Here is a 15440-nt window from a genome sequence, read left to right on the forward strand (position 1 = left end):
TTCCTGTCGGCGGATCGAGACCCACGCCCCTCTGACCCGAGAGCTGACAGCGCCGTCCGCCCGCGGGACCCGTCCCGCCCGGCCCGCGGGCGGGACGTTCTCACACCCCGACGCGCTCCGGCGGCTGCTGCTCGGTCGCCGGCTCGCGGCTCAGCACCCCCGGCCACCAGGCCCGGCGGCCCAGGTCCCGTACGAGGGCGGGGACGAGCAGGGACCGCACCACCAGCGTGTCGAGCAGCACCCCGAACGCGACGATGAACGCGATCTGCACGAGGAAGGCCAGCGGGATCACCCCGAGGGCCGCGAAGGTGGCGGCGAGGACCACGCCGGCCGAGGTGATCACCCCGCCGGTGGCGACGAGTCCGCGCAGCACTCCCTGGCGGACCCCGTGGCGCAAGGACTCCTCACGGACCCGGGACATCAGAAAGATGTTGTAGTCGACGCCGAGGGCCACCAGGAAGACGAACCCGTACAGCGGGACGGAGGCGTCGGTGCCGGTGAAGCCGAACACGTGCCGGAACACCAGGGAGGAGATCCCCAGCGTGGCGGCGAAGTTGAGCGCCACCGTCGCCACCAGCAGCAGCGGCATCAGCAGCGAGCGCAGCAGACCCGCCAGGATCAGCAGGATGATCGCGAGGACCACCGGGACGATGAGGGTGCGGTCCCGTTCGGCGGTCTGCCGGGTGTCGTACTGCTGGGCGGTGTAGCCGCCCACGAGCGCGTCGGCGCCGGGCACGGCGTGCACCGCGGTGCGCAGCCGGGCGACGGTGTCCTTGGCCGCGTCGCTGTCGGCGGCCGAGCGCAGGGTCGCGTCGACCCGCACCCGCCCGTCGACGACGAGGGGCTCCCCTGCGCCGGGACGCCCCGACTCCGTCACGGCGGCGGCCGAGGCGACGCCCTCGGTGGCGCGGGCCGCCGCGGTGACCTGGGTGACCCGGTCGGCGTCGGCGATGATCACGGCCGGGTTCCCGGACCCTCCGGGGAAGTGTTCCGAGAGGGTCTGCTGGGCGGCGACCGAGGGCGCGTCGTCGACGAAGATCTCGTCGAGCGGCACGCCCTTCGCGGTGAGGGTGGGGGCGAAGGCGGCGCAGGCGAGCAGGGCGGCCAGGGCGATCGCCCACACCTTGCGGGGCGCGCGGTCCACCAGGTCCGCCACCCGGCGCCAGATGCCGCCGCCGGTCCCCGCGTCGCCGGCCGGCCGCGGACGGGCGGGCCAGTAGGCGGCGCGGCCGAGGAGGACCAGGACGGCGGGCAGGAAGGTCAGGGCGCTGAGCACGGCGCAGACGATGCCGATGGCCCCGACGGGGCCGAGCGCGCGGTTGTTCGTCAGGTCGCTCAGCAGCAGCGCCAGCAGCCCGAGCGCGACGGTCCCGGCGCTCGCCACGATCGCGCCCCACGACTGCCGCAGCGCGGCCCGGACGGCGGTGAGCCGGTCCCCGTGCCGGGGGAGTTCCTCGCGGAAGCGGGCGGAGAACAGCAGGGCGTAGTCGGTCGCCGCGCCGATCACCAGGATGGAGAGGATGCCCTGGACCTGGCCGTCCACCCGGACGAGGTCGTGGTCGGCGAGCACGTAGACGACGGCGCAGGCCAGACCCAGGGCGAAGACCGCTCCGAGGATGATGACGAAGGGCAGCAGCACGCTGCGGTACACCAGCAGCAGGATCACCAGCACGGTGGCCAGGGCCACGCCGAGCAGCAGGCCGTCGATTCCGGCGAAGGCGTCGGCGAGGTCGGCCTGGCTCGCGGCGGGTCCGGCGATGCGCGCGGTCGTTCCGGGGACGCGGTCGGCGGCGGCCCGGACCCGGTCGAGGGTCTCGGGCAGCCGGTCTCCGAGGTCGGGGCGGAGCTGGACCACGCCCTCCAGGGCCTTGCCGTCGTCGGAGGGGAGGGCGGGGGAAACCCGGCCCACCACGCCCGGCGTGCCGGCGAGGGAGGCGAGGGCGCGGGTGGCGGCGGACCGGTGCTCGGCGTCGACCGGGCCGGAGTCGCCGGCCGTCCACACGACGATCGCGGGCAGGGTCTCGTCCTGCTGGAAGGCGCGCTGCCCGTTCACGACCTTCGTGGACTCGGCGCTGCGGGGCAGGAAGGCGGCCTGGTCGTTGGTGGCGACCTCGCCGAGCCGGCCCGCGTAGGGGCCGAGGGTGCCCCCGATGCCGAGCCAGGCGACGAGGAGGACGACGGGGATCAGCCACAGGGCCCGTCGTGGGGTGATGGACATCGCTCTCCAGGGTTCACGGCGGCGTATCGACGCACAGGTGTCCAGGTATCTCGACAACAAACAATCTCAATGATCGAGTTATCTCGGGGCCAGATCGTAGACCACGCCGATCCTTCCGCCGCGGGCACCGGTCCGGATGCGGCAGCAGCCGGTCCCGTACGGCGGACACGGACGCGGACGCCCGCGTCCCGCCGCGGAGCAGCCGCCCGGGCACGACCGCGGGCCGGTGTCAGCGGCCGGGGGGCCGCACGCCGGAGAGCTCCTCGTTCATCGCCGTCAGGAACCGCAGCACCACCGACAGCTCGTCCTCGCTGAAACCGGACCGCACGCTCGCCGTCACCTCGGCCAGCGGCCGGAAGTGCGCACGCGCCGCCGACCTGGCGTCGGGCACCCAGTGCAGGTGGACCACGCGGCGGTCGGCGCTCTCCCTGACCCGCCGGATGTGACCGGCGCGTTCGAGCCGGTCCAGGCACGCCGTCACCGCGCCCGAGGTGAGCCCGAGATGCTCCCGCAGCCTGCCGGGCGTGAGCGGCTCCGGCGCGTCGAGGATCGCGGCGAGCGCCTGCACGTCGGTGGCGTGCAGTCCGTGCTCGCCGGCGAACCCGTGCACCAGCCGGTTGACCTCGCCGTTCATACGGCGCAGCTGGACCGCGAACGCCTGGAGGTCCGTCGGTCCGGCGGCCCCGGGCCCCCGCCCCCCACCGGACCTCCGCTCACCCGCCCGGCCGTCACCGTCGTCTGCTCTTCCCACGCGCTCAGCCTATAGAACACCGCGGCCCGCCCCAGGACGGCCGGACCCCGCACCACGGGGAGGGCCCGTCCGGCGCATCCGCGGAAGCCGTCGGCGGGGAAGGGATTCAGCAGGGGACGGACGGACCGCGGCGACGGCGGAGAGCGACGGAGGATCCATGAGCGACGACGACACCCGCACCGGGCTGCGCTGCCTGGTGACCGGCGCCACCGGCTACATCGGAGGACGGCTCGTCCCCGAGCTGCTGGGCGAGGGGCACCGGGTGCGCTGTCTGGCCCGCTCCCCCGCGAAGCTCCGCGACTATCCGTGGGCGGGCGACGCGGAGGTGGTGCGCGGGGACGTCACCGACGCCGGTTCGGTCGCCGAGGCGATGCGGGACATCGACGTCGCCTACTACCTCGTGCACGCCCTCGGAACCGGCCACGACTTCGAGGAGACCGACCGCAAGGCGGCCCGGATCTTCGGCGAACAGGCCAAGGCCGCGGGCGTCCGGCGCATCGTCTACCTCGGCGGGCTCACCCCCGCGGGGGTTCCCGAGGCCGAGCTCTCCCCGCATCTCAGGTCGCGGGCCGAGGTGGGGCGGGTCCTGCTGAACTCCGGCGTCCCGACCACCGTGCTGCGCGCCGCGGTGATCATCGGCTCGGGCTCGGCCTCCTTCGAGATGCTGCGCTACCTCACCGAGCGGCTTCCCGTGATGGTCACGCCGAGCTGGGTGCACACCCGGATCCAGCCGATGGGCGTGCGCGACGTGCTGCGCACGCTGGTCGGCAGCGCCACGATGCCCTCCGAGGTCAACCGAGCCTTCGACATCGGAGGGCCCGACGTCCTGACGTACCTGGAGATGATGCGCCGGTACGCCGCCATCGCCCAGCTGCCCCGCCGGCTCATCTTCCCGGTGCCGGTGCTCACTCCGCGGCTGTCCAGCCACTGGGTCGGGCTGGTGACCCCGGTGCCCGCCTCGATCGCCCGGCCGCTCACCGAGTCGCTGCGCCACGAGGTCGTGTGCCACGAGCACGACATCGCCCGCTACGTGCCCGATCCGCCGGGCCGCCCGATCGGCTTCGACGCCTCGGTGGCACTGGCGCTCCAGCGGGTGCGGGACGCGCAGGTGACCACGCGCTGGTCGTCGGCGTCCTACCCGGGGACGTCGAGCGATCCGCTGCCCACCGACCCGGACTGGGCCGGCGGCAGCCTCTACACCGACCGCCGGGAGATGGCCGTGGACGCCTCGCCCGAAGCGCTGTGGCGGGTCGTCGAGGGCATCGGCGGCGACAACGGCTGGTACTCCTTCCCGCTGGCCTGGGCGGTGCGCGGCTGGCTGGACCGGATGGTGGGCGGGGTGGGCCTGCGGCGCGGGCGGCGGGACGCCTCCCGGCTGCGGGTGGGCGACTCGCTCGACTTCTGGCGTGTGGAGGAGATCGAGCCCGGCCGTCTGCTGCGCCTGCGCGCGGAGATGCGGCTGCCGGGGCTGGCCTGGCTCGAGATGTACGCGGAGAAGGACGACGCCGGGCGCACCCGCTACCGGCAGCGGGCGCTGTTCCACCCGCACGGCCTGCTCGGCCACCTGTACTGGTGGAGCATCTCGCCCTTCCACTCCGTGGTGTTCGGCGGCATGGCCCGCAACATCGCCAAGGCCGCCGCCAAGAACACGCCCAGCGGCACGAAGCAGCCCGCGTTCACCCGCTGACCGCGCATCCGGCCGCACCGGCCGGGCGGAAGCAGAACGAAGCCGACACCCCCGCAGCCCTGCACCGGAGCAACGCCATGACCCTGTCGATCGTCCTGTTCACCTCCGACCTGCGTCTGCACGACCACCCTCCGCTGCGGGCCGCGCTCGACGGCTCGGACGCGGTGGTGCCGCTGTTCGTGCGGGACGAGGCCGTCGCGGAGGCGGGGTTCACCGCCGCGAACCGGATGGCGTTCCTCGCGGACTGCCTGGCGGATCTGGACACGGGCCTGCGGGAGCGGGGCGGGCGGCTGGTGGTGCGGTCCGGGGACGTGGTGGGCGAGGTGTGCAAGGTCGCCGCGGAGGCGGACGCGGACGAGGTGCACATGGCCGCGGGGGTCAGCGCCTACGCGCAAGCCAGGGAGGAGCGGCTGCGTGCCGCGCTGGAGGCCGAGGGCTGCCGGCTGCACGTGCACGAGACGGTGATCACCGCCGTCTCGCCCGGCGCGGTCACGCCGGCCTCCTCGGACCACTTCGCCGTCTTCACTCCGTACCACCGCCAGTGGGCGCGCCGGCCGCTGCGGGACGCGGTCGCGGCGCCCCGGAAGGTCCGGGTGCCCGACGGTGTCGGCTCGGAGGAGATCCCGTCGCGCTCCGGCGTCCGCGGGGTGTCGCCTGCGCTCGCGGCCGGCGGCGAGACGGAGGGCAGGAAGCGGTTCACGGCCTGGCTGCGGAGCGGGATCGGCGCGTACGAGGACCGGCACGACGACCTGCCCGGCGACGCGACCTCCCGGCTGTCGCCGCACCTGCACTTCGGCACCCTCTCGCCGGTCGAGCTGGTCCACCGGTCGGCCGCGGCGGGCGGCCCCGGCGCCGAGGCGTTCGTCCGGCAGCTCGCGTGGCGCGACTTCCACCACCAGGTGCTCGCCGTGCGCCCCGACGCCGCGAAGGCCGACTACCGCACCAAGCACGACCGCTGGCGCACCCGGGAGGAGGCGCACGACGACATCGAGGCGTGGCGCGAGGGCCGCACCGGATACCCGGTGGTGGACGCGGCGATGCGCCAGCTGCGCCACGAGGGATGGATGCACAACCGGGGCCGGCTGCTCACCGCCAGCTTCCTGGTCAAGACGCTCTACGTGGACTGGCGGGTCGGCGCCCGGCACTTCCTGGACCTGCTGGTGGACGGCGACGTGGCCAACAACCAGCTGAACTGGCAGTGGATGGCCGGCACCGGCACCGACAGCCGGCCCAACCGCGTCCTGAACCCGGTCACCCAGGCCAAGCGCTACGACCCGGACGGGGTGTACGTGCGCCGTTGGGTACCGGAGCTGGCGGGGCTGGACGGACGGTCCGTGCACGAGCCGTGGAAGCTCAAGGGGCTGGACCGGGCCGCCTTCGACTATCCGGACCCGATCGTCGAACTGTCCGACGGGCTGGACCGGTTCCGCCGGGGCCGCGGGCTGACCGACTGAGGCGGGGCCTCCCCCGCCTGCGCGCGGTCCGCCCGTCGCCACCTCTCCCGGCGGCACCGCGTCCGCCGGCCGCGCCGCCGTCGGCGGTCGACCGGGCCGGGGACGGCGGTGCTCGGCCCATCACCGTGACGGAGCGGCCGGGGCGGGCGCCCTGCGTAGGGCGCCCGTCGAGGAGACGACGGACGCGCCGCCTCCGGCAAGCGGCCCGACGCCCAGCGGCCTGCGCTCCGAAGCCGCGCCCCCGCCGCCGGAACCCGCCGTCGCCCGCGCCCGGTTCCAGGGGCACGGTCGCGTCCTCGCCGGAACCGCCGACGGTCCGGCCGGAGTGCCGAGAGCGGGCCCCCGGCGCGGCGGGGACGGCCCGTGCCCGGCGGGGCGCGGGTTCGGCCGGTCAGGCGGCGGCCAGGCCGAGCAGCGTGGTGAGCGCGTCCCGCAGCCCCGACGGCCGGAGCATCCCCGGCTCCGGCCGCCCGGCCCAGCCGGGACCGCCCAGGAGTACGGCGGGGTTGCGGCGGGCCCCCTTCACGCCCCAGCCGGTGGCGGCGATGTGCCGGGCCAGCGGACGGTCCGCGGTGGAGCGGGTCTGCGACCACAGCACCACGGCCAGCGGGCCCAGCCGCCGCACCGCCGCGGTCAGCGCCTCCGGCGGCACGGCCGGGCCGAACATCCGGGCGGGCAGGCCCTGTTCGACCAGTCCGGCGTGCAGCGCCTCCAGCGGCAGGCAGTGCTGCTCGCCCGGCACGCACGCCAGCACCACCGGGCCGGCCCCGCCCGCCGCGGTGTCCGCGGAGGGGCCCGACGGGCCGGACGCGCGGTGCAGCACCCGGGAGATGTGCCAGGACAGCAGGTGCTCCACCTCGACGTAGCGGTCCCCGGCCGACTCCCACTTGCGGCCCACCGCGTGCAGGGTCGGCACCATCACCTCCTCCCAGCCGACGACCACACCGTGCCGGTCGACGAGGCCGGTCAGCTGCTCGTCCACGGACGGCGCGTCGAGGCGCACGGCCGCGCGTGCGAGCCCCTTGCACTCCTGCCGTGCGTCACCGAGCGGCAGCGCGCCCGCCGCCTTCGAGCGGACCGGGGGGTCGGCCGCCGGCGGCCGGGGCTCGGGCGGGACCTGCTCGAAGCCCTCCTTCGCGGCGCGGGCGGCCTCGGCGGGCGGCACCCCCGAGGAGGTCAGCCGGCACATCTCCTCCAGCATCGCCACGTCCTGGGCGGTCCAGCGCCGGTGCCGCCCGTCGGAGCGGACCGCCGGCCCCACGCCGTAGCGGCGGTCCCAGGACCGCAGCGTGGTGGGGGACACGCCGAGCCTGCGGGCCAGCGCTCCCGTGGTGACGCCCGTGTCGACGGACACCGCGCCCGCGTCCCGCTCCCGTTCCGCCCGGCTCTCACCCATACGGCCGACTATACGACGCAGAAACGATGCGAGTTGTCGTCCCGGACCGGCCGTTCACACGATGGGGTGTCGGGGCCGCACGGCAGCAGGTGCCCCGGGACGAGGGAGCCCCCATGACCGCAGACCGGACCGTCCCGCCGCGGTCCGCCGGGCCGGCCGGCCCGGAGTCGGACGCGGACCTGGCCCGTGCCCTCGTCGCGGGCGACGGGACCGCCCTCGCCGCGGTCCACCGGCGCTGGGCACCCCTGGTCCACGCGCTCGCCCTGCGCTCCCTCGGCGACCCGCGCGAGGCGGAGGACGTCACCCAGCAGGTCTTCCTCGCCGCGTGGCGGGGCGGCGGGGGGTTCCGTCCCGAGCGGGGCACCCTGGCCGGCTGGCTCGTCGGCATCACCCGGCGCAAGACCGCCGACGCCCTCGCGGCGCGTGCCCGGCGCACCGAGCTGGTGGGGGCGGCCGGGGCCCTGCTGGCGCTGTCCGAGGAGGACCGCTCGCGCCCGGAGGCCGCACTCGACCGCGTCCTGGTGCGCTGCGAGCTGGCCCGGCTCCCGCCCCCGCAGCGCGAGGTACTGCGCCTGGCGTTCTACGAGGACCTCACCCAGACGCAGATCGCCCGGCGCACCGGCTGGCCGCTGGGCACGGTCAAGAGCCACGCCCGGCGCGGGCTGCTCCGGCTGCGGCGCAGCCTGCCGGGACCGGTGGAGGTCTGACCCGCCGCCCGTGCGACCGTGGTGCCGGCCCGTGACCCGCGGACCGGCCGCCGCGCACCGGCGGCCACCGGCCTGCCGGGGAAGTTTTCCGGCGGCCGGGCAATCCGCCGGCCGACCGGTTTCGGATCACCAGCGAATCATCGAAGCGTCCTGGAGGACCACACCGTGAAGGAAGCCGTGGAGATCGGGCGAAACCCGTCTGCGGAGCCGGATCTGCCGGAACTGATGGCCCGGGTCGCCCGGGGCGACCAGCAGGCGTTCGCCTCGCTGTACGACGTCGTGGCGGGTCCCGTCCTCGGCATCGTGCGCCGGGTGCTGCGCGACCGGGCGCAGTCCGAGGAGGTCGCCCAGGAGGTCCTGGTGGAGGCGTGGCGGACCGCCGCGCGCTACCGGCCCGAACGGGGCTCGGTGATGAACTGGGTCCTGACCCTCGCCCATCAGCGCGCCGTGGACCGGGTCCGCTCGGTGGAGGCGTCGGCCGCCCGCGAGCACAAGGCCGCGCTGCTGGACAGGACGCCCGAGTACGACGAGGTGACCGAGCAGGTGGAGGCCCGCCTCGAACGCGAGCAGGTGCGGCGGTGCCTGCGCACCCTGACCGAGCTCCAGCGCCAGTCGGTCACCCTGGCCTACTACCGCGGCCTGACCTACCGGGAGGTGGCGGAACTGCTGGCCCTGCCGCTCGGCACGGTCAAGACCCGTCTGCGCGACGGCCTGATCCGGCTCCGTGACTGCCTGGGGGTGACCGCGTGACCACCGTTGACCTGCACACGCTGACCGGCGCGTACGCCCTGCACGCCCTGGACGACGACGAGCGCGAGCTGTTCGAGCGGCACGCCGAGGACTGCGAGTCCTGCGCGCAGGAGGTCCGCGAGCTGACCGCCGCCGCCGCCCGCCTCGGCATGGCCGTCACCGAGACGCCGGCTCCGGCGCTCAAGGAGAACGTGCTGCGCAGCATCACCACGGTGCGGCAGGAGGCGCCGCGGACCGTCCCGGTGGCCGCGCCGCGGCGCACGAGGGGGCGCGGATACCGTCCCGCGCGGTGGGCCCTGGCCGCCTGCCTGGCCGCCGCGGCGGGACTGGGCGGCACCGCGGTGTGGCAGCACGACCGGGCGGAGGACGCCCGCCGCGAGGCGCAGCAGGCGCAACGGGAGACGAACGAGGTGGCCGCGGTGCTCGCCGCCCCCGACGCCACGTCGCGGACGGCGAAGCTCGCCGACGGCGCGCGCGGCACGGTCGTGGTGTCCAAGAGCCGCGACCAGGCGGTGTTCGTCGCGGCGGACATGGCGAAGCCGCCGTCCGGCAAGGTCTACCAGCTGTGGTTCAACGACGCCGGGACGATGCGGTCCGCCGGCCTGATGGACCCGGCCCGGACGACCGAGGCGGTCCTGATGAAGGGGGCCGTCGACGACGCCTCCGGAATGGGCATCACGGTGGAGCCGGCCGGCGGATCCGCCGAGCCGACCTCCGACCCGGTGGCGCTGCTCGACTTCCCCGCCTGAGACGTCGTCCTCTCGTGATGTCGGGGGAGAGGACGAACGGCGAACGCCTCGCCCCGCCGGGTACCGCCCGGCGGGGCGAGGCGTCCTCGTCGGGCGGAGTGGGAGGGGTCAGGGCCGCCGCTTCGGCGGGCGCGGGAAGAAGCCGCTCGTGCGGGCGACGTACTCGGCGAAGCCCGGCCGCTGCGCCATGTGCCGCTCCAGCATCGGCTTGCCGCTGCCCTTGGTCAGCAGGTAGCTCATCACCAGCGGCGAGACCACGGACACGGCCGCCGCGGCCCCGCTGTCGCAGGTGAAGAGGAACAAGCCCCACCAGACGCAGAAGTCGCCGAAGTAGTTGGGGTGCCGGGTCCAGCTCCACAGCCCGCGGTCCATGACCTTGCCCCGGTTGGCCGGGTCGGCCTTGAAGCGGGCGAGCTGGGCGTCGCCGACCGCCTCGAAGAACAGGCCGCACGCCCAGAGCGCGGCGCCCGCCCAGGCGAAGCCGCTCGGCGGCCCCGGGATGTACTGGGCGGCCTGGACCGGCAGGGACACCAGCCACACCAGCGCGCCCTGGAGCAGGTACACCATGCGCAGCGCGTACAGGTCCCGGTTGCCGGGTGCCTTGGCGAGCATCGCCTCGTACCGCGGGTCCTCGCCGTGGCCCCGGCCCCGGCGCGCGATGTGCGCGGCGAGCCGGAGTCCCCAGACGGCGGTGAGGACGGTGACCGCGACGCGCCGCGTCGCGTCGCGGCCCCCGGCGGACGCCGCGAGGGAGACCAGGGCCACCGCGGTGAAGCCGATCCCCCAGGCGACGTCCACGATCCGGTGCAGGCCCTTGCGGACGGCGATGCCGAACGTGGCGAGCATGACGGCGAACGCGGCGACGGCCGCGAGGCCGAGGTTCTGGGCGAAGGCCGCCCAGGGGAAGCCGCTCACCGCTCGTCCGTGCCCGGGTGCCAGTTCGGTACGGCGGGCATCCCGCTGTCGCCGCCGGGCGTGGGCCGCACGGAGAGGATCTGGTCCACGCCCATCCGGCGTTCCTCGAAGGCGAGCGCGCCGCCGACCAGGTACAGCCGCCAGACGCGGGCCGTCTCCTCGCCGACGAGCCGGACGAACTCCGGCCACCGCTCCTCCAGCGTGCGGTGCCAGGCGGAGATCGTCCGGACGTAGTGTTCGCGCAGCGACTCCACGGACCGCACCTCCAGACCGGCGCCCTCCAGGAGTCCGACGGTCTCCCCCAGCGGCCTCATGTGCATGTCGGGGGCGATATACGCCTCGATGAAGGCGCCGCCGCCCGGGGCGACCGAGCCCCGGGACATCTGCTGCACGAGGACGCGTCCGCGCGGGCGGACGAGCCGGCTCAGGGCCGCCGCGAAGGCGGGGTACTCGGCGTCGCCGACGTGTTCGCCCATCTCGATCGTGGACACCGCGTCGTAGGCGCCGCCCTCGATGTCGCGGTAGTCCTGGCACACCACGTCGACGAGGTGTTCCAGCCCGCGCTCGCGCACCTGCTCGCGGACGTGGGCGGCCTGCTCGGACGCCAGCGTGACGGCGGTGACCTGAGCCTTGTACTCCTCGGCCGCGTGGAGTGTGAGCGAGCCCCAGCCGCATCCGATGTCGAGGAGCCGGGCGCCCGGCTCGAGGGCGAGTTTGCGGCAGATCAGCTCCAGCTTCGCGCGCTGGGCGTCGGCCGGCCCGAAGCCGGGGTCCTCGCTCGTCCAGTAGCCGCTGGAGTAGGCCATGGTCTCGTCGAGCAGGAGGCGGTAGAAGTCGTTCGACAGGTCGTAGTGGTGGCTGATCGCCGCCCGGTCGCGGGACCTGCTGTGCAGGCCGCCGCGCAGCCGGGCCTGTGAGGCGGGCGCCGGGGGCCGGGGGCCCACCGCGCCGAGCCGCAGCGCGGCGGCCACGGCCTGGGCCCGGTCGGCGACGGTGAGCCGGGGCGCGTGCAGGCCGCGGTCCCGTACGGCTCCCCACATCAGGCGCAGGGCCTCGGCCAGGTCGCCCTCGACGTCGAGTTCGCGGGTGACGTACGCCTGCGCGAGACCGAGTTCGCCGGGCTGCCACACCAGGCGCCGCAGGGCGCGCCGCGAGCGGAGCACGACGACGGGGGTGTCCGGCGGGCCGGCCTCGCTGCCGTCCCAGGCGCGCACCCGCAGCGGGAGCGGGCCGCCGAGCGCCTCCTCGGCCAGGGCCGCGAGCCGCTGGGCGGCTCCGCGTCGGGGGATGCGGGCGACGGGCGCGGTGCTCATGGGGTGGGGTCCTCCTTGGTGAGCAGGTACTGCTGGACGTCGAGGTAGCCGGAGCGGAACCCGGCTTCGGAGTAGGCGAGGTAGAAGGTCCACATCCGGCGGAACGTCGCGTCGAAGCCCAGGGCGGCGACCTCGTCGGCCCGCTCCGTGAACCGCTCCCGCCACAGCCGCAGGGTCTCCGCGTAGTGCGCCCCGAAGCCGTCCCGGCGGGTGGTGCTCAGCCGGGTGTGCTCGCGGGTCACCTCTTCCACGGCCTCCACGGAGGGCAGCAGTCCGCCGGGGAAGATGTACTTCGAGATCCAGGTGAAGGTGTCGCGGGAGGCGAGCATGCGGTCGTGCGGCATGGTGATGGCCTGGAGGGCGACCCGGCCGCCGGGGACGAGCAGTCGGTCGAGGGTGGCGAAGTAGGTGGGCCAGAACTCCGCGCCCACGGCTTCGATCATCTCGACGCTGACCACGGCGTCGTAGGTCCCGGTGGCCTCGCGGTAGTCGCAGAGCCGGATGTCGACCCGGTCGGCGAGCCCGGCCTCGCGGACCCGTTCGCGGGCGAGGTCGCGCTGTTCGCCGGAGAGGGTGAGCGAGGTGACGCGGGCGCCTCGCGCGGCCGCTCGGATCGCCAGTTCGCCCCAGCCGGTGCCGATCTCCAGGAGGCGGGTGCCCGGTCCCGTCCCGGCGAGGTCCAGCAGGCGGTCGATCTTGCGGTGCTGGGCCGCGGGGAGGAGGTCCCAGGTGGCGGGGAACCCGCGGAAGAGCGCGGCGGAGTAGCTGAGGGTCTCGTCGAGGAAGAGCGCGAAGAGGTCGTTGGAGAGGTCGTAGTGGCTGCTGATGTTGTCGCGGGCGCCGGCGGGGGTGTTGCGCTGGACGTCGGGGCGGCGCAGCGCCCACAGCCCGCGGAGCTTCTGCAGGGGGGCCGGGATCAGTTCGGCGAGGTTGCCGGCGAGCACGGTGAGCGCGGCGACCAGGTCGGGGGCGTCCCACTCGCCCGCCATGTAGGACTCGCCGAACCCGATGAGGCCGTGGGTGCCGATGCGCGCGTGGAAGGCGTCCGGATCGTGGATGTCGATGACGGGGCCGCCGAGGCCGACGCGGGTTCCGTCGGCGAACCGGGCCTGAAGGGGCAGTCGTTCGAGCGCTCGGCGCAGCACGGAGCGGGTGACGGCGGTGCGGACGCGGGAGGCGTCCGGCCGTGCCACCACGTCCGGCCAGCGGAGCGGGTCGGTGTCCTGTCGTGGCGCCTCGACGGGGCAGGACTCGGCTGTCCTCATTTCACGTTCTCCTGGGTTCGGCGTGGGGTGCGGGGCTGGACGGGCAGTCCCCGCAGGTAGAGGCGGACGCCGTGCAGCCGGATGGCGGCGGACACGGCGACGGTGGACCAGGGGTGGCGCAGTGCCTGACGCAGCAGCGCGCCGGCGGTGGCCGTCCGGCGCGTCCCGCGGACGGTCGCGGTGAAGGGACGGGTTCCCTCGCGTTCGAGATGTACCGTCAGGTTCAGCCGGCCGTCCGGCTCGGGCAGCCGCATCCGGTACGCGCCGTCGACGGGGAAGAACGGCGAGACGTAGAACTCCTTGGCCGTCCGCGCGGTGCCGGTGCCGTCCGGGTGCAGCAGGTAGGCGTGCCGTTCCCCGTAGGTGTTGTGCACCTCGGCGACGACGCAGCGCCGGGTGCCGTCGGCGTCGTCGCACCAGTACAGCGTCAGCGGGTTGAAGACGTGGCCGAGGACGCGCGCGTGGGCGAGCATGACCACCCTGCCACCGCGCAGGTCGATGCCGTGGGAGGCGAGGAAGCGGTCCAGGCCGGCGCGGATGGTCGGCTGGTCGCCGTCGAAGTGGTCGCGCGGGTCGAACCGGGCCAGCGGGCGCAGCAGGCGGGGCAGTTCGGGGGGCCGGTCGGGGTCGGTGAGCCACAGGTAGGTGCGGTGGCGCAGGGCGTACCGGCTGGGCGCGGTGCGTATGTGCGCGACCGTGCAGGGATAGAGGGCCGGGGTGGTCACCAGGTCACCCCGAGCGCGGCGGCGGCCTCCACGCCGGAGCGGCAGCCGTCCTCGTGGAAGCCCCAGCCGTGGTAGGCGCCCGCGTAGGCGGTCACGGGACCGCTCAGGGCGGGGAGCCGTCGCTGGGCGGCGACCGACTCGGGGGTGTAGACGGGGTGTTCGTACTCCATGCGGGCCAGGATCCGGTCCGGGTCGACGCGGTCCGCGCCGCCGAGGGTGACGACGTAGGTGTCGGGCGCGTCGAGTCGCTGGAGGCGGTTCATGTCGTAGCTCACCCGGACCCGGTCCGCGCCGGCGTCGCAGTCGGGCATCAGGTAGTTCCAGGAGGCGCGGGCCCCTCGGGCGCGGGGCAGCAGGGTGGTGTCGGTGTGCAGGAGGGTGGCGTTGCGGGAGTAGCGGAACGTGCCGAGCACCTCGCGCTCCTCCTCGGTGGGGTCGGCGAGCAGGCGCAGGGCCTGGTCGGGGTGGACGGCGATCACCACGGAGTCGTAGGAGGCGGTGGTGCCGTCCTCGGTGGTGACGTCCACTCCGTCGGCGTGCCGCCGGACGGCGCGGACGGGGGCGGAGGTGTGCACGGCGTCGAGTTGCTTGGCCAGCCGGTCGACGTAGGAGCGGGAGCCTCCGGTCACGGTGCGCCAGACCGGGGAGTTCCCCACGGACAGCATGCCGTGGTGGTCCATGAAGCGGAACAGGTACGCGGCGGGATAGCGGCGCGCGGTGGCGGCGTCGCAGGACCAGACGGCCGAGACCAACGGGGTCATGAAGTGGCGGGTGAAGTAGTCCGAGAAGCGCTGCCGGACCAGGAAGTCGCCCAGGGTGAGGGTGTCCGCGCCCTCCTCGGTGCCCTCGGCGAGCAGCCGGCGGGCGGCCCGGTGGAAGGCGGGCACCTCGGTGAGCATGCGCAGGTACGGGCCGCGCAGCGCGTTGCCGGGGCGGGGGAAGAGGCCGGCGGGTCCGCGGGCGCCCGCGTACTCCAGGCCGCAGCCCTCGCAGCGCACGGACATGCTCATCTCGGACTCCTGGGTGGCGACGCCCAGTTCGGCGAAGAGGCGCAGGAGGTTGGGGTAGGTGCGGTGGTTGTGCACGATGAAGCCGGAGTCGACGCGGTGCACCCGGCCGTCGGAGGAGGCGAGGTCGTGGGTGTGGGCGTGCCCGCCGAGCCGGTCGTCCGCCTCGTAGACCGCCACGGACCGCGACCGGGCGAGCACGTGCGCGGCGGTGAGGCCGGCCACTCCCCCGCCGATCACGGCCGTGCGGCGGGCGTCCCGTCCGTCGTGTCCGGCGCGCCCGGCGCCGCCGTCCGAGGCGTCTGCGGACCTGTGCATCGTCGTTCCTCCCACCCTGCTCCTCCTCGGAGCTCTCGGGGGTACTCCGAAGCCGGGGCCGCCGCGGATTGCCCGGCGGGCGATCTTCCTCGAACCGGGTGGGCGGATCGGCGGCCGGGAGGCGCGGCGGGCGCCGGAATCACCGCGATTCACCGCCCGGACCTCTACACATAAGGGAAAAATAA

13 protein-coding genes are annotated in these 15440 nt (G+C 74.9%); 5 read left to right on the forward strand and 8 right to left on the reverse strand.

Features of this window, described 5'->3' with window-relative positions; all coding sequences use genetic code 11:
- Positions 1–100: 100 nt before the first annotated feature.
- Positions 101–2218: an MMPL family transporter gene (locus ACGFS9_RS03835; protein WP_393250553.1), complete on the reverse strand. Its 2118-nt coding sequence runs from the start codon at positions 2216–2218 to the stop codon at positions 101–103.
- A gap of 229 nt (positions 2219–2447) precedes the next feature.
- Positions 2448–2969: a MarR family winged helix-turn-helix transcriptional regulator gene (locus tag ACGFS9_RS03840; protein ID WP_393250555.1), complete on the reverse strand. Its 522-nt coding sequence runs from the start codon at positions 2967–2969 to the stop codon at positions 2448–2450.
- Between the two features lie 157 nt (positions 2970–3126).
- Here ACGFS9_RS03840 and ACGFS9_RS03845 point away from each other — a divergent pair, with 157 nt between their 5' ends.
- Both ACGFS9_RS03845 and ACGFS9_RS03850 read left to right on the forward strand, forming a co-directional pair.
- The gene (locus tag ACGFS9_RS03845; RefSeq protein WP_393250557.1) at positions 3127–4656 is read left to right on the forward strand and encodes an SDR family oxidoreductase; all 1530 of its coding nucleotides are present in this window, start codon (positions 3127–3129) and stop codon (positions 4654–4656) included.
- Between the two features lie 77 nt (positions 4657–4733).
- On the forward strand, positions 4734–6110 hold the full coding sequence (locus tag ACGFS9_RS03850) for a cryptochrome/photolyase family protein (protein ID WP_393250559.1): 1377 nt from the start codon (positions 4734–4736) through the stop codon (positions 6108–6110).
- Between the two features lie 391 nt (positions 6111–6501).
- Here the strand turns inward: ACGFS9_RS03850 and ACGFS9_RS03855 are convergent, their stop codons facing one another.
- Positions 6502–7506, reverse strand: a complete 1005-nt coding sequence (locus ACGFS9_RS03855; protein WP_393250561.1) for a MerR family transcriptional regulator — start codon at positions 7504–7506, stop codon at positions 6502–6504.
- A 113-nt stretch (positions 7507–7619) separates the two neighbouring features.
- Between ACGFS9_RS03855 and ACGFS9_RS03860 the strand changes: the two genes are divergently transcribed.
- The 3 genes from ACGFS9_RS03860 to ACGFS9_RS03870 all read left to right on the forward strand — a co-directional run bounded on the left by ACGFS9_RS03860 (position 7620) and on the right by ACGFS9_RS03870 (position 9712).
- Positions 7620–8213 carry a sigma-70 family RNA polymerase sigma factor gene (locus ACGFS9_RS03860; protein ID WP_393250563.1) on the forward strand — a complete coding sequence of 198 codons (594 nt, stop codon included), beginning with the start codon at positions 7620–7622 and terminating at the stop codon, positions 8211–8213.
- A gap of 165 nt (positions 8214–8378) precedes the next feature.
- On the forward strand, positions 8379–8963 hold the full coding sequence (locus tag ACGFS9_RS03865) for a sigma-70 family RNA polymerase sigma factor (RefSeq protein ID WP_081222772.1): 585 nt from the start codon (positions 8379–8381) through the stop codon (positions 8961–8963).
- On the forward strand, positions 8960–9712 hold the full coding sequence (locus ACGFS9_RS03870; RefSeq protein ID WP_393250565.1) for an anti-sigma factor domain-containing protein: 753 nt from the start codon (positions 8960–8962) through the stop codon (positions 9710–9712). Before ACGFS9_RS03865 ends, ACGFS9_RS03870 begins: the two co-directional genes overlap by 4 nt.
- Before the next feature lie 108 nt (positions 9713–9820).
- On the opposite strand, the gene ACGFS9_RS03875 is transcribed toward ACGFS9_RS03870, so the two are convergent.
- The 5 genes from ACGFS9_RS03875 to ACGFS9_RS03895 are packed head-to-tail and all read right to left on the reverse strand — an operon-like array spanning position 9821 to position 15255.
- Positions 9821–10627, reverse strand: a complete 807-nt coding sequence (locus tag ACGFS9_RS03875; RefSeq protein WP_393250567.1) for a DUF1295 domain-containing protein — start codon at positions 10625–10627, stop codon at positions 9821–9823.
- Positions 10624–11940 (reverse strand): class I SAM-dependent methyltransferase, encoded by a 1317-nt coding sequence (locus ACGFS9_RS03880; protein WP_393250569.1) that lies wholly within the window; start codon positions 11938–11940, stop codon positions 10624–10626. The genes ACGFS9_RS03875 and ACGFS9_RS03880 overlap by 4 nt, the downstream gene beginning before the upstream one ends.
- Positions 11937–13205 (reverse strand): class I SAM-dependent methyltransferase, encoded by a 1269-nt coding sequence (locus tag ACGFS9_RS03885; protein ID WP_393250571.1) that lies wholly within the window; start codon positions 13203–13205, stop codon positions 11937–11939. The genes ACGFS9_RS03880 and ACGFS9_RS03885 overlap by 4 nt, the downstream gene beginning before the upstream one ends.
- Complete coding sequence (locus tag ACGFS9_RS03890; protein ID WP_393250573.1) at positions 13202–13930, reverse strand: DUF1365 domain-containing protein; 729 nt, start codon at positions 13928–13930, stop codon at positions 13202–13204. The genes ACGFS9_RS03885 and ACGFS9_RS03890 overlap by 4 nt, the downstream gene beginning before the upstream one ends.
- Entirely contained in the window at positions 13927–15255 is a 1329-nt protein-coding gene (locus ACGFS9_RS03895; RefSeq protein WP_393250575.1) for an NAD(P)/FAD-dependent oxidoreductase, read from the reverse strand. Before ACGFS9_RS03895 ends, ACGFS9_RS03890 begins: the two co-directional genes overlap by 4 nt.
- Positions 15256–15440 lie beyond the last annotated feature (185 nt).

Source organism: Streptomyces sp. NPDC048566 (genome assembly GCF_043199735.1).
Classification (GTDB): domain Bacteria; phylum Actinomycetota; class Actinomycetes; order Streptomycetales; family Streptomycetaceae; genus Streptomyces.

What these genes read in the sequence shown, in the direction of transcription:
- ACGFS9_RS03850 (WP_393250559.1), top strand. Translation starts at nt 4,734, where the DNA reads ATGACCCTGTCGATCGTCCTGTTCACCTCCGACCTGCGTCTGCACGAC.
- ACGFS9_RS03845 (WP_393250557.1), top strand. Translation starts at nt 3,127, where the DNA reads ATGAGCGACGACGACACCCGCACCGGGCTGCGCTGCCTGGTGACCGGC.
- ACGFS9_RS03895 (WP_393250575.1), bottom strand. Translation starts at nt 15,255, where the DNA reads ATGCACAGGTCCGCAGACGCCTCGGACGGCGGCGCCGGGCGCGCCGGA.
- ACGFS9_RS03855 (WP_393250561.1), bottom strand. Translation starts at nt 7,506, where the DNA reads ATGGGTGAGAGCCGGGCGGAACGGGAGCGGGACGCGGGCGCGGTGTCC.
- ACGFS9_RS03885 (WP_393250571.1), bottom strand. Translation starts at nt 13,205, where the DNA reads ATGAGGACAGCCGAGTCCTGCCCCGTCGAGGCGCCACGACAGGACACC.
- ACGFS9_RS03880 (WP_393250569.1), bottom strand. Translation starts at nt 11,940, where the DNA reads ATGAGCACCGCGCCCGTCGCCCGCATCCCCCGACGCGGAGCCGCCCAG.
- ACGFS9_RS03860 (WP_393250563.1), top strand. Translation starts at nt 7,620, where the DNA reads ATGACCGCAGACCGGACCGTCCCGCCGCGGTCCGCCGGGCCGGCCGGC.
- ACGFS9_RS03835 (WP_393250553.1), bottom strand. Translation starts at nt 2,218, where the DNA reads ATGTCCATCACCCCACGACGGGCCCTGTGGCTGATCCCCGTCGTCCTC.